Below are 23,684 nucleotides of genomic sequence, written 5' to 3'. Positions count from 1 at the left end.
CGTTGCCTCCTTGAGCCGTCGCGGATCAATCGTCCGAATTGGCCAGCCCCAGCAGCTCCTGGCGCGTCAACGCATTGTCGCGGAACACGCCGAGCATGCGGCTGGTGACGAGATCGGTCCCGGGCTTGTGCGCGCCGCGCGTGGTCATGCAGTGATGCGTTGCCTTGATGATGACCCCGACGCCTTCGGGCCTCAGCACATCGTTGATCGTGTTGGCGATCTGCGCGGTCATCTTCTCCTGGATCTGAAGCCGCTTGGCGTAGATGTCGACGAGACGCGCGAGCTTGGAGATGCCGACGACGCGCCCTTGCGGGATATAAGCGACCCAGGCGCGGCCGACGATCGGTGCCATGTGGTGCTCGCAATGGCTTTCGAAGCGAACGCCGCGCAGGACGATCATCTCGTCATAGCCTTCGATCTCCTCAAAGGTCTTTTGCAGGATTTCGGTCGGATCCTGCGCATAGCCGGAGAAATACTCCTCGAAGGCGCGCGCGACCCGGTCCGGCGTATCGCGCAGACCGTCGCGCGCGGGGTCATCACCGGCCCAGCGGATCATGGTGCGGATCGCCTGCTCGACCTCCGCCCTCTCAGGCCGCTCGCTCGGCGCCTGCGCGACCGCGACACGTTCCAGCCTGCGCGTTTGCGTCTTCATCGAAAACTCCCCTGCAACGAACCGCATACAGAAGGCGGCCCACAGCTTGGACGGCTGCGATCGGAAAAGGTTCCCGGGATCAGGAAAAATTGGAAGCTGTGAGAGCGGCAAGACAGCGGGACGAGAAATCCGGCTCTATGAGGCCGCTTTCCGCACATCGAGCACGGCCTGGGCCCATTCGGCCGGCCGCTCCTGCGGCAAATTGTGGCCGGCCCCTGCAAAGACGCGCCGCTCGAAAAAGCCTTCGAACTTGCCCGCGTGATGGGCCGTGCCGGAATTGACGCCGTCGCTATCGCCGTCGATCGCGATGGTCGGGACACGGACCGGCGGCTGCGCGGCGAGCTTCGCCTCGATCGCTGCATAGGCGGGATCGCCCGTGACCAGTGCGTAACGATGTCGATAGGAGTGGATCACGACATCGACGAAATCAGGATTGTCGAACGAGATGGCGCTGGTCTCGAACGTCGCGTCGTCGAAGGCCCATGTCGGCGACCACATCGACCAGAGCTGGCGCGCAAAACCGCGCCGGTTACGCTCCAGCGCGCGGCGGCCGCGCTCGTTGTGGAAGAGATATTGATACCACAGCGCCGCCTCCTCCGGTGGCGAAGCCGGCTCCATCGAACGCGCAATGTTCTGGATATTGTAGGAATTGCCGGAGACGAGGGCGATCACGCGCTCCGGATGCAGCACCGAGACCACGCAGGCCGCGCGCCCGCCCCAGTCGTAACCGCCGACCACCGCGCGCGAAATTCCAAGCGCATCCATGAAGGCCAGGAGATCGGCGCCCAACGCCGCCTGCTCGCCGGAGCGCAACGTCGCAGCGGAGCGGAACCGCGTCGGCCCGTAGCCGCGCAGCCAGGGCACCAGCACCCGCGCACCCGCTTGCGCAATGATCGGCGCGGTCTCGGCATAGGCGTTCACGTCGTAGGGAAAGCCGTGGCCCATGATGCAGGGCCAGCCGTCCGGCGCACCGTATTCGCGATAGGCGATGTCGAGGATATCGGTGGTGACCGTTTTTTGTCGCATCACAAAGCGAAGCTATTTTTGCGGCCCGGACAACGTGATGTCACGCTCGGCGCGGAACACGTTGCTGTAGAGGTTGGCGATCCACTGCCGGCCAATCTCGGTCTTGTTGAGATAGCCGATCTCGGTTTGAATGTGCGGTGCGACGCTATTCCAATAGAACTGCGGATAGCGGTTCACGATGTCGGCCGGCGAATCGTAGCCGAGCTGGCGGTTCATGCCGACTTCTTCGAATTCGTAATAGAGCGCGTTGGCCTTGCGCAGATAGTTGGGATCTCCGAGTTGCCCGATGAAATCGGCAGCGCGCAGGATCGAGGCGTCGTCGTCGTATTCCTGGCCCTCGCGGGCCGGGAAGCGGGTGCCCTCGATGGCGCGTGCGATCCGCTCTGGATCAAGTCCGGGAATATGCTGCAGCCGGCGCATGACGTAGAGCTTGGAACGGTCGACGTGATACATCATCAGGCTGGCATCTGATGAGCCGCGGGGCAGCGAGACCTTGCTGCCTGCCGCATCGACCACAAAACCGTCCTCGTCATCTTCCTCGAACAAGCCACGGACATAGCCAATATCGTGCGCAAGGCAGGCGATCAGGACGTGGACGTAATCCTCGGCCGAGAGATGAATATGAAGATACCGGCCGCTCAGGATGGAATGACCCGCGAGCGTGACCAGCATCGTATGTTCGACATTATGATAGAGCGCGTCGCTGTTTCCGATGCATTCCATAGCGGTACGGGTCGCGCTCTCGACGATGTTTGCCGGAGAATCGCCGTACCTGCGGCGCATGAACGAACCTAGCGTCTTCTCAAGGGATTCAGCCGCCAGTCTCGGTAACGTGATCATGGATGCAGCCCCGTCTGTCGGTGGTGTCCCACGCCAACTACCGACGTCTCATTCTCGTCCTCGACGCAAGCGCCAGCATAGCCCATCTTGGGCCGACTGACCAAATCCTGGGACGACAACACGGAAATATATTGCTGTTGTGCCACGCAACATAAGATTGCGGTTACAACTCAGTACATCCATGGCGCCGACGGCTCCGTAGCGGCAAAGCCGCAATCATTCCACCAGCAGCACGTCGACGGCGACGTTGAGCTTCTGCTTCGGCGAGCCGACAATGATGCCGTCGACCGGCGAAACGTCGGAAAAGTCGCGGCCGACCGCGAGCACGATATGGTCGCCAGCGACCATAAGGTCGTTGGTCGGATCGAAATCGACCCAGCCAAGCTCCTCCCCGCACCACAGCGACACCCAGGCATGGGTGGCATCGGCGCCCTGCAGGCGCGGCTGGCCCGCCGGCGGAATGGTGCGCAAATATCCGCTGACATAGGCCGCGGGCAGTCCCAGCCCGCGCAAGCCCGCAATCATCACATGGGCAAAATCCTGACAGACGCCATGGCGCTTGACGAAGACCTCGTCGAGCGGCGTCGAGATCACCGTCGCCTTGGGGTCGTATCGAAATTCGGTGCGAATGCGATGCATCAGATCGACCGCCCCGGCGAGGATGCCCGCGCCGGCCGCGAAGCTTTCCGCGGCATAGGCGCTGACGGGTCCCAGCACCGGCACCAGCGGGCTCGCAAAGACATAGCCGACCGGCGAGGACGGCCCGAGGCTCGTCGCCTCGAAGGCGATGCCGCGAATGCTCTCCCAGCCCGGACTGGCAGCGTCGCGCGCCGGCGGCTGGCGCGACACCTTCACGCGAGAGCGGGAATCGATGCGCAGAGTGCGATGCGCGGCCTCGATCACCACACTCTCGGTCAGGGTGCCGAAGAAATCGCGCCGGACGCTACGCTCCGCGGGACGCGGACGGATCTCGACCTTGTGCGAGATCAGCTCCTGGCCATGGCCGCTCCTCGGCTCCAGCCGCAGCGTGCAGCGGGCGAAGCTGACCGGGCTCTCATATTCGTAGGTGGTGACGTGACGGATGTCGTAGATCACGCCAGCCCCGTCAGCTTTTCCGGCCGGCTGGCATTGGGGCCGTGCGGGAAGTAGTGCTGCCCGACTGCCTCGGCGAGGCTGAGCAGATCCTGCTCCAGTGCGAACAGCGTCTTGACCTCGATCCTCTCGGCCTCCGCGGTCGCGAGCATCGCCTGCAGCGCGACCGCAAGCCGCTGCGGCTTCTCGATCAGGCCGTGCTCCTTCAGGCTCGGCAGCGCAGCAATATGCTCGTTCAGCGCCGTCACCTGGAACGCCACCGAACGCGGATTGTAGCTGTCGAGCACGGCGAGGTCGCGCACCGGCGCAAGGATCGGCGCCAGCAGATAGCGCGAGCGGTAGGTGATCTGGCAATCCACCAGCGTCAGCAGGATATCGAGATCCTCGTCGCCGGCTTCGTCATAGGCGAACTGCCGGGCAAAGCGCGTGGTGTTGATGGCGCGCTCGGTGCGGCGGCCGATATCGAGGAAGCGCCAGCCGGCGGCGCGGTTCATGTTTTCATGCGCAAGGCCGGCAAAGCTCGCGAGCTCCTGCAACGTCAGCTCGGCCGCGCTCAGCACGCTGTCGTCGTCCTCGACCTCGACGGCCAGCCGCTCGACCATCTCGGTGATGACTTGCCAGGCATCGGGCGACAGCCGCTCGCGCAAGGAGGTCGCCGTGCGCTGGGCCGCGCGGACCAGCGACAGTGCCGAGCCGAAACGCTCCGGGCTCTGCAGCGCCTCGGCAACGATGCGGCCGGGCGCCGCACGCGAGGTCTGTGAGATCGCGCCCCAGGTCACCAGCAGGCGCTGGATACGCTCGGCCGATTGCAGCGAGGCCGCGGTGCCCTTGTTGGGCCCGCTCGGCGAGCCCAGCGCCCGCACCAGCCGCAGGGTCGCCTCGGCGCGTTCGAGATAGCGGCCGAGCCAGAACAGATTGTCGGCGGCGCGACTCGGCAGCACTCCGGCGATACGGCGGATGCGCACCTTGTCAACCGCAGGCAGCAGCGTCGCGGTCGAGACCTGCTTGTCCGAGACCACCCAGACGTCGGCGGAACGCGCGCCGTCGCCCATCGACACCGCGCGCGCATCCGGCTGCTCGGCGATCCGGCAGAAGCCGCCGGGCATGATGGCCCAGCCGTCCGGCGTCGCGGCTGCGAACACGCGCAGCACGAAGGGACGGGACGTGATCTGCCCCTGCTCCCATACCGGCATGGTCGAGAGCCGAACCACCTCCTGGCCGACATAGTCCATGCCGCGCGCAGCGATCGCGTCGCTCAGGCGCCGGCGGCCGGCGGCATCGAGCTCGCTCGCGAGCACCGGACCGTTGCTGTCGAAACCGGGAACGCCGCGCCGATAGGCGCCTTCGATCGCGACCTCGTCGAGCCGCGACAGCACCTCGTCGCGCGCCGAGCGCTGGCCGCACCACCAGGTCGCGATGTGCGGCATCTTCAACTCTTCACCAAGCAGGCGGCGGCTCAGCGCCGGCAGGAAGCCGAGCATCGCGCGCGCCTCCAGCACGCCCGAGCCCGGCATGTTGGCGACGACGACGCCGTCCTTGCGCAGCACGTCGATAAGCCCGGGGACGCCAAGCCGCGAGGAGGCTTCGAGCTCGAGCGGGTCGAGCGAATTGGAATCGACACGGCGCAGCAGCACGTCGAGCCGCTTGAGGCCCGCAACCGTGCGGATGTGGATATGGTTGTCGCTGACGGCGAGATCGTCGCCTTCGACCAGCAGGAAGCCGAGATAGCGCGCCAGCGTCGCGTGCTCGAAATAGGTCTCGCTGAAGCTGCCCGGCGTGAGCACGCCGATCCGCGGCTCGTCGCGGTCGGCGCGCGCCCGAAGACTGTCGCGAAACGCCTCGAAGAACGGCGCGACGCGCGGCACGTTCATCGACTTGTAGAGATCCGAGAAGGCGCGCGAGAGCACCAGGCGGTTCTCCAGCGCATAGCCCGCGCCGGAAGGTGCCTGCGTGCGGTCGCCGAGCACCCACCAGCGGCCGTCGGGCCCGCGGCCGACATCGGCGGCATAGAGCGAGAGATAGCGCCCGCCCGGCGGCGGCACGCCGCAGACGGGGCGGAGATATTCGGGGCTGCCCGCGATCGCGGCCGCCGGCAGCGCGCCTTCGGCGACGAGGCGGCCCTCGCCATAGATGTCGCGCAGCACGAGCTCGAGCAGCTCGGCGCGCTGGGTGATGCCATCGGACAGCTGCTTCCAGTCGGCCTCGTCGATCAGCAGCGGCAGATGGCTGATCGACCAGGGCCGGTCCGCGCTCTCGCCGGGCGCGCGATAGGTGACGCCGGCCTCGCGGAGATGACGGTCGGCCATGCCGAACCGCCGCTCGACCTCGTCGGGCGCGAGCGCGCCGAAGGCATCGAAGAAGCGGCTCCAGACCGCGCGGGGCTTGCCGTCCGGGCCGAGAAACTCGTCGGGGATGCCGGGCAGGCGCCTGTAGTCGCGGACCCATTGCGCGAAACGGCGCTGGCCTTCGCGCTGGCCATTGCGTTGACCTTGCGCCTTACCCGCCTTGTCGTCCTCTTCGGCTGCGCCCTCGGCCATGCGCCTCTCCCTGCCCCCCGCATCATACTCATTGCAGGAGCGGGGTCCGCAAGTCGAGGGTCAGCGGAAACTCATTTGTGCGTTCCTCGGGCGGCGGCTGCATCGGGCCCGGCGTATGGCCGTGGTCCTGGAAGCGCGCCAGCCGCCGCGCCTCGGCCTCGTAGGTGTTGACCGGCTTGGTGTCGTAGCTGCGGCCGCCGGGATGGGCGACGTGATAGACGCAGCCGCCGAGCGAGCGGCCGTTCCAGGTGTCAATAAGATCGAAGGTCAGGGGCGCGTGAACGGGAATGGTCGGATGCAGGCCTGAGGCCGGCTGCCAGGCCTTGAAGCGGACGCCGGCCACGGCTTCGCCGGAGCGGCCGGTGGCGGTCATCGGCAGGCGGCGGCCGTTGCAGGTGACGATATGGCGGCCCTCGACGAACCCCTCCGCCTTGACCTGGAGCCGCTCGACCGATGAGTCGACATAGCGCACGGTGCCGCCGGCCGATCCCTCCTCGCCGAGCACGTGCCAGGGCTCCAGCGCCTGCCGCAGCTCCAGCGTCACGCCGCCATGATGGATACGGCCGAAAGCGGGGAAGCGGAATTCGAGCTGGGCCAGATACCATTCAGGCTCGAACGGATAGCCGGACTGCTTCAACTCGGTCAGCACTTCGAGGAAATCCTCCCAGATGAAGTGCGGCAGCATGAAGCGATCATGCAGCGCGGTGCCCCAGCGCACGAACTTGCCTTGTTGCGGCTCGCGCCAGAATTTTGCGATCAGCGCGCGGATCAGCAGCTGCTGCGCCAGCGACATGCGCGGATCCGGCGGCATTTCGAGCGCGCGGAATTCGACCAGGCCGAGGCGGCCGGTCGTGCCGTCCGGTGAATAGAGCTTGTCGATGCAGATCTCGGCGCGATGGGTGTTGCCGGTGATGTCGACGAGGAGATGCCGGAACAAGCGATCCACCAGCCACAGCGGCGCCTGAACGCGCGGCGGCGGCACGTGCGTGAGCGCAACCTCGAGCTCGTAAATGCTGTCGTGGCGGGCTTCGTCGATGCGCGGTGCCTGACTGGTCGGGCCGATGAACAGGCCGGAGAAGAAATAGGACAGCGCCGGATGCCGCTGCCAGTGCAGCACCAGGCTCTTCAACAGATCAGGCCGGCGCAGGAACGGCGAGTCCTGCGGACTCGAGCCGCCGACCACGACGTGATTGCCGCCGCCGGTGCCGGTGTGGCGGCCGTCGACCAGGAAGCGGTTGGCGCCGAGGCGTGTCTTGCCGGCATCCTCATAGAGCCCGACGGTGATGTCGACCGCCTCGCGCCAGTTCTTTGCCGGCTGGACGTTGACCTCGATCACGCCGGGATCGGGCGTCACCTTGATGACGTCGACACGCGGATCGAACGGCGGCGGATAACCCTCGACATGGACCTGGAGCTGCATCTCCTCGGCGGTCGCTTCGAGCGCCGCGATCATCTCCAGATAATCCTCGATCTGCTCGACCGGCGGCATGAAGGCGCAGAGCACGCCGTCGCGGACCTCGACCGACATCGCGGTGCGGACCGGCACGGAGGTGTTGAGCTCTTCGGGCTCGAGCCGCTCCGGCGAGTCCGGACGCGCCGGAAGGCTGAACACGGGCAGCTTGCCGCGGGCCTCCATCGGATCTCGCTCGACGATGTAGGGGTATTGATCGGGCGGGACATAGCCGAGCGAGTCCAGCGGCAGGCGCAGGCCAAGCGGCGAGTCCCCCGGCATCAGGAACAGATGACTGCGCCGGAGCTGCCACCGCTCGCTGCGCCAACGTGGCGCCGCATTCCAGCGCTGTACCGGCAGCACGAAGCCGCGAGGATTGTTGAGCCCCTGCTCGAACACCCGCGCCATCCGCGCGCGGGCCTCCGGATCGGATAATTTGGAATCGGAGGGATCGACGTTGACGGGAAGCTCGGATTCCTTCTGCAGCCAGTACGCGGTGTCCTCATAGGCCGGCATGATGTAGCCGGGATCGAGACCAAGCCGCAGCGCCGCGCCTTCCACGAACGCCTGTACGTCCTTGGCCTGCGCCGGCCGCGGATTTTCGATGCTGGCGATGAGGTCGGCATTCTTCCAGATCGGCACGCCGTCCTTGCGCCAGTACAGGCCAAAGGCCCAGCGCGGCAGGCTTTCGCCGGGATACCATTTGCCCTGACCGAAGTGCAGCAGGCCCCCGGGTCCGAAACGCGCGCGCATGCGGCGGATCAGATCGTCGGCGAGCCCGCGCTTGGTCGGACCGACCGCGTCCGTGTTCCACTCGGCGCCTTCGAGATCATCGACGGAGACGAAGGTCGGCTCGCCGCCCATGGTCAGACGCACGTCCTGCGCCGCAAGATCGCCGTCGACCTGCTCGCCGAGATCGTTGAGCCGTATCCAGGATTCGTCCGAGAATGGTTTTGTGATGCGCGGCGCCTCGCGAATGCGCTTGACGCTCATGTCGAAGGCGAATTCGACCTCGGCAAAGCCCGCGCCGCCGGAGATCGGCGCCGCCGAGCGGTAGTGCGGCGTCGCGGCGACCGGGATGTGGCCCTCGCCCGCAAGCATGCCCGAGGTCGCGTCGAAGCCGATCCAGCCCGCGCCCGGCAGGTAGACCTCGGCCCAGGCGTGCAGATCGGTGAAATCGTTCTCGACCTCCGGCGGCCCCTCGATCGGATCGATGTCGGGACGGACCTGGATCAGATAGCCCGAGACGAAACGGGCGGCGAGACCAAGGTGCCGGAAGGTCTGGATCAGAAGCCAGGCGGAGTCGCGGCACGAGCCGGCCGCGGAGGAGAGCGTCTCCTCCGGCGTCTGCACGCCCGCCTCCATGCGGATGACGTAGCCGATCCTTTTCTGCAGCTCCCGGTTGAGATCGACAAGGAAGTTGACGGTGTTCGGGGCTTCGTGCGGGATCGTGTCGAGATATTTCGCAAACAGCCGATCGGGCTTGACGGTCTCGAGATAAGGCGCGAGTTCGGTCTTGAGATCCTGCGTATATTCGAACGGAAAGCTGTCGGCATAGGGTTCGACGAAGAAGTCGAACGGATTGACCGTGGTCATCTGCGCCGTGAAATCGACCTCGATCTTGAGCTCGGTCGTCTTCTCCGGGAAGACGTAACGCGCGATCCAATTGCCCAGCGGATCCTGCTGCCAGTTCACGAAATGATTGGCCGGCGTGACCTTGAGCGAATAGCTCAGGATCGGCGTGCGAGTATGCGGCGCCGGCCGCAGACGGATGGTCTGCGGGCCGAGATCGATCGGGCGGTCGTATTTGTAGTGCGTGACGTGGTGTAATGCGACGTAGATCGACACGGGGTGCGGTACTCCAGCAGCTTTTTTGAGCAGAACACCGCTGGTGACCTCGATCAAGCACTAACAACGGGCAAAGGGTGCCTACGCAAGGTGCGGGCGGTCGCTTTCTTCCTTGTCCCCTTGCGGGAGAAGGTGGCGCGAAGCGCCGGATGAGGGGTACGTCTCCGCGATTCCGGCGTGAGAGGTGCGCGCGGAGAGAGACCCTCACCCGTCTCGCCGCAAACGCTGCGAGCCACCCTCTCCCACAAGGGGAGAGGGGAAGAATGCGCGTCCTCTCCGCGATGTCCTACGCCGCTGACGTCAGCCGCTGCAAAAACTGCGTCACCTCGCGCCGGAGCGTCTCGACCTCGCCATGGACGCGTTCGGAGGCGCTGTTGACGCGGCTCGCCACACGGCCGGTGTCGGCGGCGGCTTCGCTGATGCCGGTGACGTTGGCGGACATTTGCGCGGTGCCGGCCGAGGCTTCCTGGACGTTGCGGGCGATCTCCCGGGTGGCGAGCCCCTGCTGCTCGATCGAGGTCGCGATCGAGGCGGTGATGCCGTTGATCTCGGTAATGGTCTGCGCAATCGCCTCGACGGCGGCGACCGAATTGGTGGTCGATTGCTGCATCTCGCCGACCTTGGCGCTGATCTCCTCGGTCGCCTTCGCGGTCTGGTTGGCGAGGCTCTTGACCTCGGATGCGACCACGGCGAAGCCGCGGCCGGCCTCGCCTGCCCGCGCGGCCTCGATGGTGGCGTTGAGCGCCAGGAGGTTGGTCTGCTCGGCGATCGCGCTGATCAGCTTGACCACGTCGCCGATCCGCATCGCCGCGTCCGCAAGCGTGCGGATCTCGCTGCCGGCACGATTGGCTTCGTTCACCGCCCGCCCCGTGCTGGTGGTCGAGCCCGCCACCTGGCGGCCGATCTCGGCGATCGATGATGCGAGTTGCTCCGCGGCGCCGGCGACGGTGGCGACGTTGCGCGAGGCCTGGTCGGACGCACTGAGCACGGCGGAGGTCTGCCGGCTGGTCTTCTCGGCCGCCGCCGCCATCTGGCCGGCGTCTGATTCGAGATCGGTCGCCGCGCCCATCAGAGTGCCGGCGACCTGGTCGAGATGCGTGCCGAACTGCTTTGCGAGGTCCGCGATCTCGACCAGGCGACGGCCGAGGCTGTCGGTGCCGGAATTGATGACGGTGGCTGAACGGCGGAACGAACCGGGCAATCCGCGCGCGAGAATCTTGCGGAAATATTTGCCGCGGCTTGCATAGTCCATCGACGCCGAGGCTTCCCGCAAATAGGCATCGGTGATGTCGAGCATGTCGTTGATCGACTTCTGAATGGCGCCGATCAGTCCGGGCTGGCGGATGCTGAGGATGCGCGCCTCAAGGTCGCCACGTGCGGCCTTGCGGCATACGTCTGCCATCTCGTCGACGGCCACCCCCGTGCGATGCTGGCACCAGACGGCATAACCGAGCAGCACGACCGTCGCGCCAAGCAACGCCGCACCGGAAATTCCGGTCGCACCGGCGAGCGAGAGCACGAACGCAACGACGGCAAGAACGGATGCGAGCGCGGTCGCTCCCTGCGCCTTAGAGAGAGAGCACAAATTCATCGTAGCCGACACCCTGTTGCTTGAGCAGCCCGGCCATCGCCTCGAAGCTCGCATGCATGCCGTCCTTGGCATTGGCGTGCCGCGCCTCTTCCGCGCACAGCGCCTTGTAGATCGGCTTGATGCGCTCGATCTGCGCCGGATCGGGTCTGCGACGGTTGGAGTGATAGCCGACGATATTGCCACGCTCGTCGAATGTCGACGTGACGTGGGCGAACACCCAGTAATGACTGCCGTCCCTCGCGAGGTTGACGACGTAGGCGAAGATCTCCTGCCTGGACTGAAGCGTGTCCCACAGCAGCTTGAAGACGGAGCGTGGCATCTCAGGGTGGCGGATCAGACTATGGGGGGCGCCCATCAGCTCCTCCCACGAGTACTTCGCCATGCGGATGAAGACATCGTTGGCGTAGGTGATGCGGCCCTTGAGATCGGTCTTCGACACGATCAGCTCCTCCTCACCGAGGAGATGTTCCACGCCGGTCGGCCGTATCGCACGCGTCATCGTCGACGAATCCTCACGAAGGGCGAACGCCCCACATGAGTGGAGTTCGCATCCTCCCAAGGGATTACGGCAGAAGATGTTAATCAGGTGTGACCGCGGGAACCCCCGTGTTCACTTGACGGCTCCGTATCATTACTTAGGAGCGTCGCTTGCCGTGCAGGGTTACCGCCGACGCGCAACGAGGAATTACATCGTCGCGCCCAGCACCCACGGCGCGAACTCGGCGCCGCCGAAATCAAAACTCTCGCTCTTGGTCGGCTGTCCGGACGCGGTCTTGAGGATGAGATCGAAAATGCGCTGGCCGCACTGCTGGACGCTCTCCTCGCCTTCGAGGATGGTGCCGCAATTGACGTCCATGTCCTCTTCCATGCGCTTGTACATGGGCGTGTTGGTCGCGAGCTTGATCGAGGGCGCCGGCTTGCAGCCGAACACGCTGCCGCGGCCCGTGGTGAAGCAGACCAGATTGGCGCCGCCGGCGACCTGCCCCGTCGCGGCAACGGGATCGTAGCCGGGCGTGTCCATGAAGACGAAACCCTTCTTGGTGATGGGTTCGGCGTAGCGCAGCACCTCGACGAGATTGGTGGTGCCGGCCTTCGCCATCGCGCCGAGCGACTTCTCCAAAATGGTGGTGAGACCGCCGGCCTTGTTGCCCGGGCTCGGATTGGCGTTCATCTCGGCGCCTTCGCGCGTGGTGTATTCGTCCCACCAGCGCATGAGATCGACCAGCTTCTCGCCGACTTCGCGGCTGACGGCGCGGCGCGTGAGCAGATGCTCGGCGCCATAAGTCTCCGGCGTCTCCGACAGGATCACGGTGCCGCCGTGACGTACGATGAGATCGCTGGCCGCACCCAGCGCCGGATTGGCGGAAACGCCGGAATAGCCATCCGAGCCGCCGCATTGCAGCGCCACGGTCAATTCGCTGACCGGAACGGACTCGCGCCTGACCTTGTTGGACTCCGCGAGTGCCTCGCGCACGAAGGCGATGCCGGCTTCCACCGTCTTGCGGGTGCCGCCGACCTCCTGGATGTCCATCGCGCGCAGGCGGCCGGCGAGCTTCTGCTCCTCCATCAAGCCGCCGATCTGGTTCACCTCGCAGCCGAGGCCGAGCACGATGACGTGGGAGAAGTTCACGTGCCGCGCATAGCCACCGAGCGTGCGGCGGAGCAGCGCTAAGGGCTCGTTCTGTGTCATGCCGCAGCCGGTCTTGTGGGTCAGCGCAACCACGCCGTCGACATTGGGGAAGTCGGCCAGTGGATTGTCGCCGGTGAACGGATTCTTCTTGAAGACGTCGGCGACGAGGCTTGCGACATGCGCGCTGCAATTCACCGAGGTGAGGATGCCGATATAGTTGCGCGTGGCGACGCGGCCGTCCGGGCGGCGGATGCCTTCGAAGCTTGCCGGCAGCTCGAAATTCGGCGTCGGCTTGACGTCGGCGCAATAAGCATAGTCCTTGGCGAAATCGCCCATGCCGCAGTTCTGCACGTGCACGTGCTGGCCCGGCGCGATCGGTGTGGTCGCGAAGCCGATGATCTGGCCATAGCGGATCACCGGCTCCCCGACTGCGATCGGCTTGATCGCGACCTTGTGACCGGAAGGAATGCGCTCGACCGTGGTCACGCCGTCGGCCACCAATGTTCCCGGCGGCAAGCTTGCGCGCGCGATCAGCACGCCATCATCGGGATGCAGGCGAATGACGGGGCTGATGGTCATGGGAGTCTCCTTAGGGCGAATAGTGAGTAGCGAGTGGCGAATGGAAAAGGGGAGCAGCTCATTCGCTACTCCCCATTCGCCATTCGCGAGTTCTCAGGCCTTGCCGCCGGAATCCTTCCGCGTGGCATTCACCTGCATCTTAGCGTAGGTCGTCATCAGGCCGACCTCGTTCGAGAGCGTCACCAGCTTGAAGCCCATGTTGATGGCGCGCGCGGCACCTTCGGCGCCGCTGCAATGGATGCCCGGGTTGAGGCCCCGCTTGCCGCACTCCTTGATGATCTTCTCGTAGATCGCGAGGATCTCCGGCTCGGTACGATCGAGCTTCGGCTCGAGGCCGTAGGAGAAGCCGAGGTCGGACGGACCGATATAGACGCCGTCGATGCCTTCGACGTCGAAGATCGCTTCCATGTTCTCGACCGCGGTTTTGGTCTCCATCATCGGCAGCAGCACGATGTCGTCGTTGGCCGTCTTCTGGTAGGAGCCCGCGGTGCCGTACATGCCGGCGCGGATCGGGCCGTTGGAGCGGACGCCCTTTGGCGGGTACTTGGCATAGGAAACGAGGTTCCTGGCTTCCTGCGGGGTGTTGACCATCGGGCAGATCACGCCATAGGCACCGCCATCGAGCACCTTGCCGATGATGCCGGGCTCGTTCCAGGGCACGCGGACCATCGGCGTGATCGGATGCTTGTCCATCGCCTGGAAGCACTGCACCATCGACAGATAATCCTGCACGCCGTGCTGCATATCGACGGTGACGCTGTCGAAGCCGCACTGCGCGATCATCTCGGCCGAGAAGCCGGAGGGAATCGCGAGCCACGCGTTGACCACGGCCTTGCCCGACTTCCAGATTTCCTTGACCTTGTTCGCCACGTTGCCTTCCTTCTTGTTTTGGACCGTTATTGTTTAAGTCGTCGTTGTTTGGACCTTCGTCACCATGACGAGCGCCGCGACAGCACAGCCCCGCTGTTACCGCGAACTGGCGCGCCGCGCTACGCTCGCAATGACGCAAGACCTATGCGGTCGCCCTCTGGATGCTCACTTCGCTGACGCCGACCTCGCGGGCCGTATTCACTATTGCCGCCCAGGTGTCATCCGGCAAGGGGACGCCGTTCTGGGTCCGCTCAGCCCTGGTTTTCCGCTCGGGGTCGCCGGGAATCAGCACCTGATCGACCCCGGCCACCGGCTTGGTGGCACGGATGAAGTCCGCATAGCGCGACACCTCTGCGTCGAAGACATGGGAGGTATCGACCACTTTCGGATCGATGTAGAAGGCCAGCATGCCGTTGGCGAAGCGCCGACCGCCGGACGTGGCCCCGGTTCCGGTCAACGCCCCGCCGAGCAGCTCGCACATGAAGGCAAGGCCCGAGCCCTTGTGCTCGCCGAACGCTCGGATCGCGCCCGTTCCCTTGGTGTGGTCGCGCGGCCCGTCCGGCGTGTAGGGGCCGTAGAGCACGGCCGGCTCCTCGCTCAGTCTGCCGTCGGCATCGACCAGCGCGCCCTTCGGCAGCTTCTTGCCGCCGCGGCTCGCGACCAGCACCTTGCCCTCGGCCACGACCGAGGTTGCGAAGTCCAGCACGATCGGGTCTTGGCCCTCGCGCGGAATGCCGACGCAATAAGGCGCGGTGGAGAGCCGTTTCTCGACGCCGCCGAACGGCGCCACCAGCAGCGAGCCCGCGGCATTGACGAAATGCACCGAGATCAGCCCTTCTGCGGCGGCCATTTCGGCCCAATCGCCGACGCGGCCGATATGGCCCGCATTGCGTAGCGCGACTGCGGCAAGTCCCGCCTTCCTGCACTTCTCGATGCCGATCCGGACCGCTTGCGGCGTCACGGTCTGGCCGTAGCCGAACTTGCCGTCGATCACCGCGAGCGAGGGCGTGTCGAGCACCAATTCGGCGTTCTGGTTGGGCACGACCGCGCCGGACTTCTGCCAGCGAATATAGACGGGGACGCGGATCACGCCGTGGCTGTCATGGCCGGTCAGATTCGCCGTGGTCAGGTAGGTGGCGATGCGCCGGGCTTCGTCGGGCGACGACTGCGCATGCGCGAAGACCTCGGTGACGAAGTCGATCAGCTTCTGAACCTGGACGGTGACCATGAGGGTCTGTTTGCCTCTACCTCGGCGCCGATTTTCCAGTGATCGGCTTGAGCGGCACTTGAGCGAAAAAGCGCGTCAATGTCCATTGCTGTCGCTACGCGCTTGCGCATATCTGCTTTCACTCCTCGGCACTTGCCTCCTCGCCCGCGCCGAGCCCTGCGAGACTTTGTTCGAGCTCGCCGAGCATCTCCTGCAACTCGACGAGCTTGCGTGCGCCAAAGCGTCGCGTGATCTCCGCATAGATCGCTTCGGAGGACGGCGCCACGGAGGCCATCAGCTTCACGCCCTTTTCCGAGATCGAGACCATGCTGCGGCGCTGGTCCGCCTTGGCGGTCTTGCGCTCGATCAGGTTGCGCGCCTCCAGATCACGCAGGATGCGCGACAGGCTTGGTCCGAGCAGGAACGCGGTGCGCGCCAGTTCCGTGACCTCGACCGTGTCGATCGCCGCGAGCGCGCGCAGAATGCGCCATTGCTGCTCGGTCAGGCCATGCTCGCGCAGCGATGGACGGAATTGCCGCATCACCGCTTCGCGCGCCCGCAGAAGCGACATCGGTAGCGAGCGCGAGAAGTCGCGCATCGGCACCTGCCGGACGGCGGGCTCGCTTGCGTTCGCGGGATCAGCCGGTCTCTTCACCATGACGCCCCTTCAAGCCAAAAAACGTTTGCAGTGCAGCAAGCCAATTTGCGATTGACGCATTCACTTAACATGTTAAGTATCTTCCCGCACCACGATTTGTAAGATCACAAATGGCGCTTTCCAACGACGATATCCGAGCTTGCGCGAACCGTCTGCACCAGGCGGAAAAGACCCGTACACAGATCCGGCAGCTCTCGCAGGACTTTCCCGACATCGGCATCGCTGACGCCTACGCGATTCAGAAGGCTTGGGTCGACGTCAAGATTGCCGAGGGGCGCATCGTCAGGGGACACAAGATCGGCCTGACCTCGAAGGCGATGCAGAGCGCGCTCGGCATCAACGAGCCGGATTCCGGCGTGTTGCTCGACGACATGTTCTTCGCCGATGGTGGCCTCGTCCCGACGGAGCGCTTCATAGCCACGCGCGTGGAAGCCGAGCTTGCCTTCGTCATGAGCAAGCGCCTCGCGGGCCCCGACTGCACGCTGTTCGACGTGCTCAACGCCACCGACTTCGTGGTGCCGGCGCTGGAGATTCTGGACACGCGGATCGAGCGCGTCGATCCCCAGACCAAGGCGACGCGAAAGATTTTCGATACCATCGCCGATAACGCGGCGAATGCCGGCATCGTGCTCGGCGGACGGCCGATCCGCCCGCTTGACGCCGATCTGCGCTGGATCGGTGCGTTGTGTTTCAAGAACGGCCAGCTCGAAGAGACCGGCCTTGCCGCCGGCGTGCTCAATCATCCCGCCACGGCCGTTGCCTGGCTCGCCAACAAGATCGCACCGCTCGGCCTTGCGCTCGAGCCCGGACAAATCGTGCTCGCCGGCTCTTTCATCCGTCCGATCGAGACCCGCAAGGGCGACACAATCCAGGCCGATTATGGCGCCTACGGCTCGGTGAGCTGCTACTTCGCCTAGACGAACAAGAAAACAGGGAGTGAAACCGCGATGCCGCATTTCACGATCGAATATTCGGCCAATCTCGACGACCGCCTCGACATCGGCGCGGCGTGTGAGGTGGTGCGCAAGGCGGCGGTCGAGACCGGCATCTTCCCGCTCGGCGGCATCCGCGTCCGCGCCGTCAAATGCGAGCACTATGCCATCGCCGACGCGCGGCAAGACTACGGCTTTCTCGACATGGTGCTGCGCATCGGCGAGGGCCGCGATCTGCCAACCCGCAAGACGGCCGGCGAGCATGTCTTCGAGGCGCTCTCCCGGCATCTCGATCCCGTCTTCGCAAGCTCGAAATTCGCCCTCTCGTTCGACATGCAGATCAACGACAAGGATACGAGCTGGAAGCGCAACAACATCCACGACGCCCTGAAAGCGGAGGCCGCCCATGGATAAGCCCACGCCGAAAACCGATGTGTTCCAGGCCAATCGCGACCGCATCGCACCGCTGCTGAAGACGCTGCGCGCCGACGGCATCGGCCATATGATCGACGGCAAGATCGTGCCGTCGATCTCTGGCGAGACGTTCGAGACGAAATCGCCGGTCGACGGCGCGATACTCGCAAGCGTCGCACGCGGCAATGCCGAGGATGTCGATCGCGCCGCCACCGCTGCCGCCCTCGCCTTCAAGTCCTGGCGCGACATGGCGCCGGCGATGCGGAAGAAGCTGCTGCATCGGGTCGCCGACGCCATCGAGGACAACGCCGAGGACATCGCGGTGCTCGAATGCATCGACACCGGCCAGGCCTATCGCTTCATGGCCAAGGCCGCGATCCGCGCCGCCGAAAATTTCCGCTTCTTTGCCGATCGATGCGGCGAGGCGCGCGACGGCCAGAACACGCCGAGCGACGAGCATTGGAACGTCTCGACGCGCGTGCCGATCGGCCCGGTCGGCGTGATCACGCCGTGGAATACACCGTTCATGCTTTCGACCTGGAAGATCGCCCCTGCCCTCGCCGCCGGCTGCACCGTCGTGCACAAGCCGGCCGAGTGGTCGCCGGTCACGGCGGCTATCCTCGCAAAGCTCGTCAAGGAAGCCGGCGTGCCCGACGGCGTGCTCAACACCGTCCACGGTTTTGGCGAAGAGGCCGGCAAGGCGTTGACCGAGCATCCCGCCATCAAGGCGATCGGCTTCGTCGGCGAAAGCTCGACGGGATCCGCGATCATGGTTCAGGGCGCGCCCACGCTGAAGCGCGTGCATTTCGAGCTCGGCGGCAAGAACCCGGTGATCGTGTTCGACGACGCCGATCTCGACCGCGCGCTCGATGCGGTCGTGTTCATGATCTACTCGCTCAACGGCGAGCGCTGCACGTCGTCGAGCCGCCTGCTGATCCAGGCCGGCATCGCCGAGAAGTTCACCGAGAAACTCACGGCGCGCGTAAAAGCCCTGAAGGTCGGCCATCCCCTCGATCCCGTAACCGAGATCGGGCCACTGATCCACGAGCGTCACCTGGCAAAGGTGTGCTCCTATTTCGACGTCGCACGCCAGGACGGCGCGACGATCGCCGTGGGCGGCAAGGCCTATGACGGCCCCGGCGGCGGACATTATGTCGAGCCGACCCTGGTGACCGGCGCACACGGCAAGATGCGCGTGGCGCAGGAAGAGGTGTTCGGCCCCTTCCTCACCGTGCTGCCCTTCAAGGACGAAGCAGACGCGATCGAGATCGCCAACGACATCCGCTACGGCCTGACCGGCTATGTCTGGACCAACGATGTCGGCCGCGCGTTGCGTGTCGCGGATGCGCTGGAAGCCGGCATGATCTGGCTGAACTCGGAAAACGTCCGGCATCTGCCGACGCCGTTCGGCGGCATGAAGGCCTCGGGCATCGGCCGCGACGGCGGCGATTACTCGTTCGATTTCTACATGGAAACCAAGCACGTCTCGCTGGCGCGGGGCACGCACAAGATTCAGAAGCTGGGAATCTAACGCCCGCGGTTCCTCGGCGCGCGGAGCGCGGACGGGGAATGGCAGGGTCTGGAGAGGGGAAACGCAATGCCCGTACCGCAACATATCTTCGAGCCGCCGTTCAACATCATCCGCTCCAGCCACGCCGTGCTGGACGTCACCGACCTGAAGCTCAGCCGCGAGTTCTATGAAAGCGTTGTCGGCCTGCATGTGGAGGACGCCGACGACAAGGTCGTCTACTTGCGCGCCGCCGAGGAGCACCAGCATCACTCGCTGGTGTTGCGCAAGGCGGCGGCGCCTGCCTGCAACCGGCTCGGTTTCAAAGTTGGCAACGACGGGGATCTGGACAAGGCCGCGAAGTTCCTGTCCGAGAACGGCCTTGGCTACGCCTTCGTCGATCAGCCCTTCCAGGGCCGCACGCTGCAATTCACCGACCCCTTCGGCTTCCAGATCGAGCTGTATGCGTCGATGGACCGGCGGCCGCACCTGCTGCGCCGCTACGACCTCTACAGGGGCTGCCATCCGCAGCGGCTCGACCATTTCAACGTGTTCGCCGCCGAAGTGCAGGACACCGTCGAATTCTATGCCCGGCTCGGCTTTCGCCTCACCGAATACGCCGAGGAGGACGGACCGAACGGGCGCATCGCCGCGGCCTGGATGCATCGCAAGGGCAATGTCCACGATTTTGCCATCACCAACGGCAAGGGCCCGCGGCTGCACCACTTCGCGTACTGGACGCCGACGGCGATGAACATCATCCATCTCTGCGACGTCATGGCCTCGCAAGGCTTCGTCAAGAACATCGAGCGTGGCCCGGGCCGGCACGGCATCTCGAATGCGTTCTTCCTCTACGTCCGCGACCCCGATGGACACCGGCTCGAGCTCTACACCAGCGACTATTTCACCGGCGATCACGACCACGAGCCGCTGCGCTGGTCATTGCGAGATCCGCGCCGCCAGACATTGTGGGGCGCGCCCGCCCCGCGCTCCTGGTTCGAGCAGGGCTCGCCGTTCGCTGGCCAAGCCGTGCGTGAGCCGAACTTCGTGGCCGACGTGCTGGTGGCGGATTAAGCGATGAACCTCCCTCGCATCGCTACCTATTCCGTCAAGGGTGCAACGAAGTACGGCGCCGTCGTGGACGGCGGCATTGTCGATCTCTCCGCGCGCCACGCAAAGGACTATCCGACGCTGCGCGAGGTGATCGCGGCAGGAAAGCTCGCGAGCTTCGCGGAAGAGGCCGCCGGCCGCACGCCCGACCACGCGCTCGGTGACATCATCTGGCTGCCGCCGGTGCCCGCGCCGGAAAAGATCATCTGCATCGGCGTCAACTATCCCGACCGCAATGCCGAGTACAAGGACGGCCAGGACGCGCCGAAATATCCGAGCATGTTCATGCGCTCGCCGCGCTCCTTCGTCGGCCACGACACACCGCTGGTGCGCCCGCGCGCCTCCGCGCAGCTCGACTATGAGGGAGAGATCGTGCTGGTGATCGGCAAGGCCGGCCGGCACATCCCGGAAAGTGCTGCGCTCGATCACATCGCTGCGCTGACGCTCTGCAACGAAGGCTCGGTGCGCGACTGGCTGCGCCATGCCAAGTTCAACGTCACGCAGGGCAAGAACTTCGATTCCAGCGGCAGCCTCGGCCCGTGGCTGGTGCCCTACACACAGGAATCGCAAGTCGCCGGCATCCGCCTCACCACGCATGTCAACGGCGAGCTGCGGCAGGACGACCGCACCAGCCGATTGATGTTCCCGTTCCGCTATCTCATCAGCTATATCTCGACCTTCGCAACGCTCGTTCCCGGCGATATCATCGTCACGGGCACGCCGACCGGCGCCGGTGCGCGGTTCGATCCGCCGCGTTATCTGAAGCCCGGCGATGTTATCGAAGTCGCGGCCGAGGGCATCGGATCTTTACGCAACGGCGTCGTCGACGAAGCCTGAACAATAATCGGAATGGATAGTGCCATGACTACCCTCACCGGCGGCGAAGCGATCGTAAGCGGCCTTGTCGCCCATGGCGTCGATACTGTATTCGGCCTGCCCGGCGCCCAGGTCTACGGCCTGTTCGACGCGTTCCACCAGGCCCAGCTCAAGGTGATCGGCGCGCGGCATGAGCAGGCTTGCGGCTACATGGCGTTCGGCTATGCGCGCTCCAGCGGCAGGCCCGGCGTGTTCAGCGTGGTGCCGGGTCCCGGCGTGCTCAACGCCAGCGCCGCGCTGCTCACCGCCTTCGGCTGCAACGAGCCGGTGCTGTGCGTCACCGGCCAGGTGCCGACGCAGTTTCTGGGCAAGGGCCGCGGCCATCTGCACGAGATGCCGGACCAGCTCGCGACCTTGCGCACCTATGTGAAATGGGCGGATCGGATCGAATATCCCGGCAACGCGCCGACCACCGTCGCGCGCGCCTTCCAGGAGATGACGTCCGGACGGCGTGGCCCCGCTTCGGTCGAGATGCCCTGGGACGTCTTCACCCAGCGCGCCGACACCGCGGCTGCGCAAGTGCTGGAGCCGCTGCCCGCACCGCAGCCCGACCCTGATATGATCAAGCAGGCGGCCGCGCTGATCAAGAACAGCAAGGCGCCGATGATCTTCGTCGGCAGCGGCGCGATCGAGGCGCGCGAGGAGATTCTCGAACTCGCCGAGATGATCGACGCGCCTGTCGTCGCCTTCCGCAGCGGCCGCGGCATCGTCTCCAACGCGCATGAGCTTGGGCTGACCATGGCGGCAGCTTACAAGCTGTGGCCGACAACCGATTTGATGATCGCAATCGGCACGCGCGCCGAACTGCCGGCGTCGGGCTTCCGCTGGCCGTATCAGCCGAAGGGGCTGAAATCCATTCGTGTCGATATCGATCCGGCCGAGATGCGCCGGCTCGCCTCCGATGTCGCTATCGTCGCCGACGCCAAGGCCGGCGCGGCCGATCTGGTCACCGCCGTGACGAAGGCCGGCTATGCCAGGACCAGCGGCCGGCGGGGCGACATCCGCGGGGCTGCTGCGACGGCGCAAGCCGAGATCCAGCGCATCCAGCCGCAGATGGCATATCTCAACATCCTGCGCGAGGTGCTGCCGGCGAACGCGATCGTGACAGATGAATTGTCGCAGTTCGGTTTCGCCTCCTGGTACGGTTTTCCGATCTACGAGCCGCGCACCTTCATCACATCAGGCTATCAGGGCACACTCGGCTCGGGCTTCCCGACCGCGCTCGGCGCCAAGGTCGCCAATCCCGACAAGCCGGTGGTGGCGATCACCGGCGACGGCGGCTTCATGTTCGGCGTGCAGGAGCTCGCCACCGCCGTGCAGTTCAACATCGGCGTGGTGACGCTGGTGTTCAACAACAACGCCTACGGCAATGTCCGCCGCGACCAGCGCGAGCGCTTCGACGGCCGCGTGGTGGCCTCGGATCTGGTCAACCCGGATTTCGTCAAGCTGGCGGAGTCCTTTGGCGTCGCATCAGCGCGCGTCACTGCGCCGGACCAGTTCAAGGCGGCGATGGAGAAGGCGCTCGCCCATGGCGGGCCGTATCTGATCTCGATCGAAGTGACCAGGGATTCGGAAGTGAGCCCCTGGGCGTTCATCCACCCGCCGAAGCCTTGAGGTGAACGCCGCCCTGTAGCCGCGCCGCCGCGATCACCAGCAGGCCCGCGCCTGCGACCGCCCAGCAGGCGACCGGGGCCCAGTGCAGCAGCGGCGCGTAGTCAGGCACTTTCTGCAAGCCGCCGGCGACCGCCGCCATTCGTGCCAAGGTCCCGAGTGCCAGCGCCGAGAAGACGAGGCCGGTCACCTTCCCCTCCGCGCCGGTCGAGCCGATGGCCAACGCAGCCGAGATCGCGCTCATCAGCATGCAGCCCCACGCTGCTCCGGCGAGAAACTGCGCGACGATCAGCGTGTTGAGGCTGCCGGCGAATTCGGCCGCAGCAATCGCGACCGCTCCAAGCAGTCCGGCCGCGCCCATCACGATCACGCCGCCACGGTGCTTGGCGACGAGGCTTGCCGGAAACATGGCAATGTTGAAACCGATCCAGAACACCGGCATCAGCCATTGCAGCTCATCCGGCTTGGCAAAGCGCAGGTAGAACGGCGCGCTGTTCAGAGCAAAGTGCAACTGATAACCGAGCGCGAGCGCCACCATGGCGACGATGAAGGCGATCGGCACGAGGCCAAGCGGCTTTGCCGCTTCGGGCGGTGTCGGCGGCGCGGTGTCGCGGGCCACCTCGTGCTCGATCCGTGACAGTCCGAGCGCGGTCAACAGCAACACTGCGCTCGATATCACGAAGGGCAGCCGCGCATCGTGCTCGCGCAGCACCACGCCGAGATAGGGCGAGACTGCGCCGGCGACGCCATAGCCGAGCATCGCGAGCGCGGCGAGGAACGGCACCTGCGGCCGGGCGCGGTATTTGCCGAGCAGGGTCAGCGGCGGCGCGCGCAGCGCGGACGAGGTGATCGACCAGACCACGATCAGGGCAATGAACCACCCCTGCGCGGCCACCCCGCGTCCTGCGACGAAGGGCAGCGCGACGAACGCGCCGCAGGAGATCGCGGCCACGAGCCCGACGAACAGGCCTAGCCTGCCGAGATGGGGAGCGATCTTGTCGGCGGCGATCCCCATCGCGGTGTCGGCGATGGTGAAGATCGCCTGGTCCAGCATCAGGATGAGGATGACGGCTGATGGCGCGACGCCGACCTCAGCCGCGAGCTTTGGCAGATAGATGACGTAGGTGGTCCAGCCAAGCGTGAACGCCAGTTGCAGCACGGCCAGATACAAGCCGGTACGGTTGGCCGCGCCAGTGCCGGCCGAGAGCTGTGTGGTCGCCATATCGCCGTCTCCCCCGCCGGAAGCTTAGACGA

At 65.5% G+C, this 23,684-nt stretch carries 19 protein-coding genes; 6 read left to right on the top strand and 13 right to left on the bottom strand.

The genetic code is table 11. From position 1 onward, the window contains the following. Positions 1 to 25 precede the first annotated feature (25 nt). The 12 genes from folE to hpaR all read right to left on the bottom strand — a co-directional run bounded on the left by folE (position 26) and on the right by hpaR (position 15,980). Positions 26 to 652, bottom strand: a complete 627-nt coding sequence (gene folE / locus IVB41_RS01420) for a GTP cyclohydrolase I FolE (RefSeq protein WP_018456940.1) — start codon at positions 650 to 652, stop codon at positions 26 to 28. A 135-nt stretch (positions 653 to 787) separates the two neighbouring features. Further along, positions 788 to 1,678: an alpha/beta fold hydrolase gene (locus IVB41_RS01415; protein WP_247426020.1), complete on the bottom strand. Its 891-nt coding sequence runs from the start codon at positions 1,676 to 1,678 to the stop codon at positions 788 to 790. Between the two features lie 12 nt (positions 1,679 to 1,690). Continuing rightward, entirely contained in the window at positions 1,691 to 2,518 is an 828-nt protein-coding gene (locus tag IVB41_RS01410; RefSeq protein ID WP_027568994.1) for a metal-dependent phosphohydrolase, read from the bottom strand. A 216-nt stretch (positions 2,519 to 2,734) separates the two neighbouring features. Beyond that, positions 2,735 to 3,613 carry a transglutaminase family protein gene (locus tag IVB41_RS01405; RefSeq protein ID WP_247426018.1) on the bottom strand — a complete coding sequence of 293 codons (879 nt, stop codon included), beginning with the start codon at positions 3,611 to 3,613 and terminating at the stop codon, positions 2,735 to 2,737. Continuing rightward, the gene (locus IVB41_RS01400) at positions 3,610 to 6,147 is read right to left on the bottom strand and encodes a circularly permuted type 2 ATP-grasp protein (RefSeq protein WP_247288679.1); all 2,538 of its coding nucleotides are present in this window, start codon (positions 6,145 to 6,147) and stop codon (positions 3,610 to 3,612) included. The genes IVB41_RS01405 and IVB41_RS01400 overlap by 4 nt, the downstream gene beginning before the upstream one ends. A gap of 28 nt (positions 6,148 to 6,175) precedes the next feature. Beyond that, on the bottom strand, positions 6,176 to 9,445 hold the full coding sequence (locus tag IVB41_RS01395; RefSeq protein ID WP_247426016.1) for a transglutaminase family protein: 3,270 nt from the start codon (positions 9,443 to 9,445) through the stop codon (positions 6,176 to 6,178). 286 nt (positions 9,446 to 9,731) lie between these two features. Then, a complete protein-coding gene (locus tag IVB41_RS01390; protein ID WP_247426014.1) occupies positions 9,732 to 11,036 on the bottom strand; it encodes a methyl-accepting chemotaxis protein in 1,305 nt (434 codons plus the stop codon). Beyond that, entirely contained in the window at positions 11,014 to 11,535 is a 522-nt protein-coding gene (locus tag IVB41_RS01385) for a PAS domain-containing protein (RefSeq protein ID WP_247426012.1), read from the bottom strand. The genes IVB41_RS01390 and IVB41_RS01385 overlap by 23 nt, the downstream gene beginning before the upstream one ends. A gap of 186 nt (positions 11,536 to 11,721) precedes the next feature. Next, a complete protein-coding gene (locus IVB41_RS01380) occupies positions 11,722 to 13,245 on the bottom strand; it encodes a UxaA family hydrolase (protein WP_027568988.1) in 1,524 nt (507 codons plus the stop codon). A gap of 93 nt (positions 13,246 to 13,338) precedes the next feature. Continuing rightward, positions 13,339 to 14,115: an HpcH/HpaI aldolase/citrate lyase family protein gene (locus IVB41_RS01375; RefSeq protein WP_018456947.1), complete on the bottom strand. Its 777-nt coding sequence runs from the start codon at positions 14,113 to 14,115 to the stop codon at positions 13,339 to 13,341. Positions 14,116 to 14,257: 142 nt separating this feature from the next. Continuing rightward, complete coding sequence (locus tag IVB41_RS01370) at positions 14,258 to 15,343, bottom strand: malate/lactate/ureidoglycolate dehydrogenase (RefSeq protein ID WP_247426010.1); 1,086 nt, start codon at positions 15,341 to 15,343, stop codon at positions 14,258 to 14,260. A 118-nt stretch (positions 15,344 to 15,461) separates the two neighbouring features. Further along, positions 15,462 to 15,980, bottom strand: coding sequence for a homoprotocatechuate degradation operon regulator HpaR (gene hpaR, locus IVB41_RS01365; RefSeq protein WP_027568986.1), 519 nt, complete (start codon positions 15,978 to 15,980; stop codon positions 15,462 to 15,464). Between the two features lie 110 nt (positions 15,981 to 16,090). On the opposite strand from hpaR, the gene hpaH reads away from it, so the two are divergent. From hpaH to IVB41_RS01335, 6 genes are all read left to right on the top strand, one after another. Next, positions 16,091 to 16,897 carry a 2-oxo-hept-4-ene-1,7-dioate hydratase gene (gene hpaH, locus IVB41_RS01360; RefSeq protein ID WP_247426008.1) on the top strand — a complete coding sequence of 269 codons (807 nt, stop codon included), beginning with the start codon at positions 16,091 to 16,093 and terminating at the stop codon, positions 16,895 to 16,897. A 30-nt stretch (positions 16,898 to 16,927) separates the two neighbouring features. Beyond that, the gene (locus tag IVB41_RS01355) at positions 16,928 to 17,326 is read left to right on the top strand and encodes a 5-carboxymethyl-2-hydroxymuconate Delta-isomerase (RefSeq protein WP_247426006.1); all 399 of its coding nucleotides are present in this window, start codon (positions 16,928 to 16,930) and stop codon (positions 17,324 to 17,326) included. Beyond that, the gene (gene hpaE, locus IVB41_RS01350) at positions 17,319 to 18,857 is read left to right on the top strand and encodes a 5-carboxymethyl-2-hydroxymuconate semialdehyde dehydrogenase (RefSeq protein ID WP_247426003.1); all 1,539 of its coding nucleotides are present in this window, start codon (positions 17,319 to 17,321) and stop codon (positions 18,855 to 18,857) included. Before IVB41_RS01355 ends, hpaE begins: the two co-directional genes overlap by 8 nt. A gap of 66 nt (positions 18,858 to 18,923) precedes the next feature. Next, positions 18,924 to 19,907, top strand: coding sequence for a 3,4-dihydroxyphenylacetate 2,3-dioxygenase (gene hpaD / locus IVB41_RS01345; protein ID WP_027568982.1), 984 nt, complete (start codon positions 18,924 to 18,926; stop codon positions 19,905 to 19,907). Between the two features lie 3 nt (positions 19,908 to 19,910). Further along, positions 19,911 to 20,780 (top strand): fumarylacetoacetate hydrolase family protein, encoded by an 870-nt coding sequence (locus IVB41_RS01340; RefSeq protein ID WP_247426001.1) that lies wholly within the window; start codon positions 19,911 to 19,913, stop codon positions 20,778 to 20,780. A 24-nt stretch (positions 20,781 to 20,804) separates the two neighbouring features. Continuing rightward, positions 20,805 to 22,433: a thiamine pyrophosphate-dependent enzyme gene (locus IVB41_RS01335; protein ID WP_247425999.1), complete on the top strand. Its 1,629-nt coding sequence runs from the start codon at positions 20,805 to 20,807 to the stop codon at positions 22,431 to 22,433. On the opposite strand, the gene IVB41_RS01330 is transcribed toward IVB41_RS01335, so the two are convergent. After that, positions 22,411 to 23,652 carry an MFS transporter gene (locus tag IVB41_RS01330; protein WP_027568979.1) on the bottom strand — a complete coding sequence of 414 codons (1,242 nt, stop codon included), beginning with the start codon at positions 23,650 to 23,652 and terminating at the stop codon, positions 22,411 to 22,413. The two genes, IVB41_RS01335 and IVB41_RS01330, sit on opposite strands and share 23 nt — an antisense overlap. Positions 23,653 to 23,684 lie beyond the last annotated feature (32 nt).

Source organism: Bradyrhizobium sp. 44, from assembly GCF_023073095.1.
Lineage (GTDB): Bacteria > Pseudomonadota > Alphaproteobacteria > Rhizobiales > Xanthobacteraceae > Bradyrhizobium.
The sequence above is the reverse complement of the archived record's forward strand: the minus strand, read 5'-3'. Positions and strand labels throughout refer to the sequence as shown.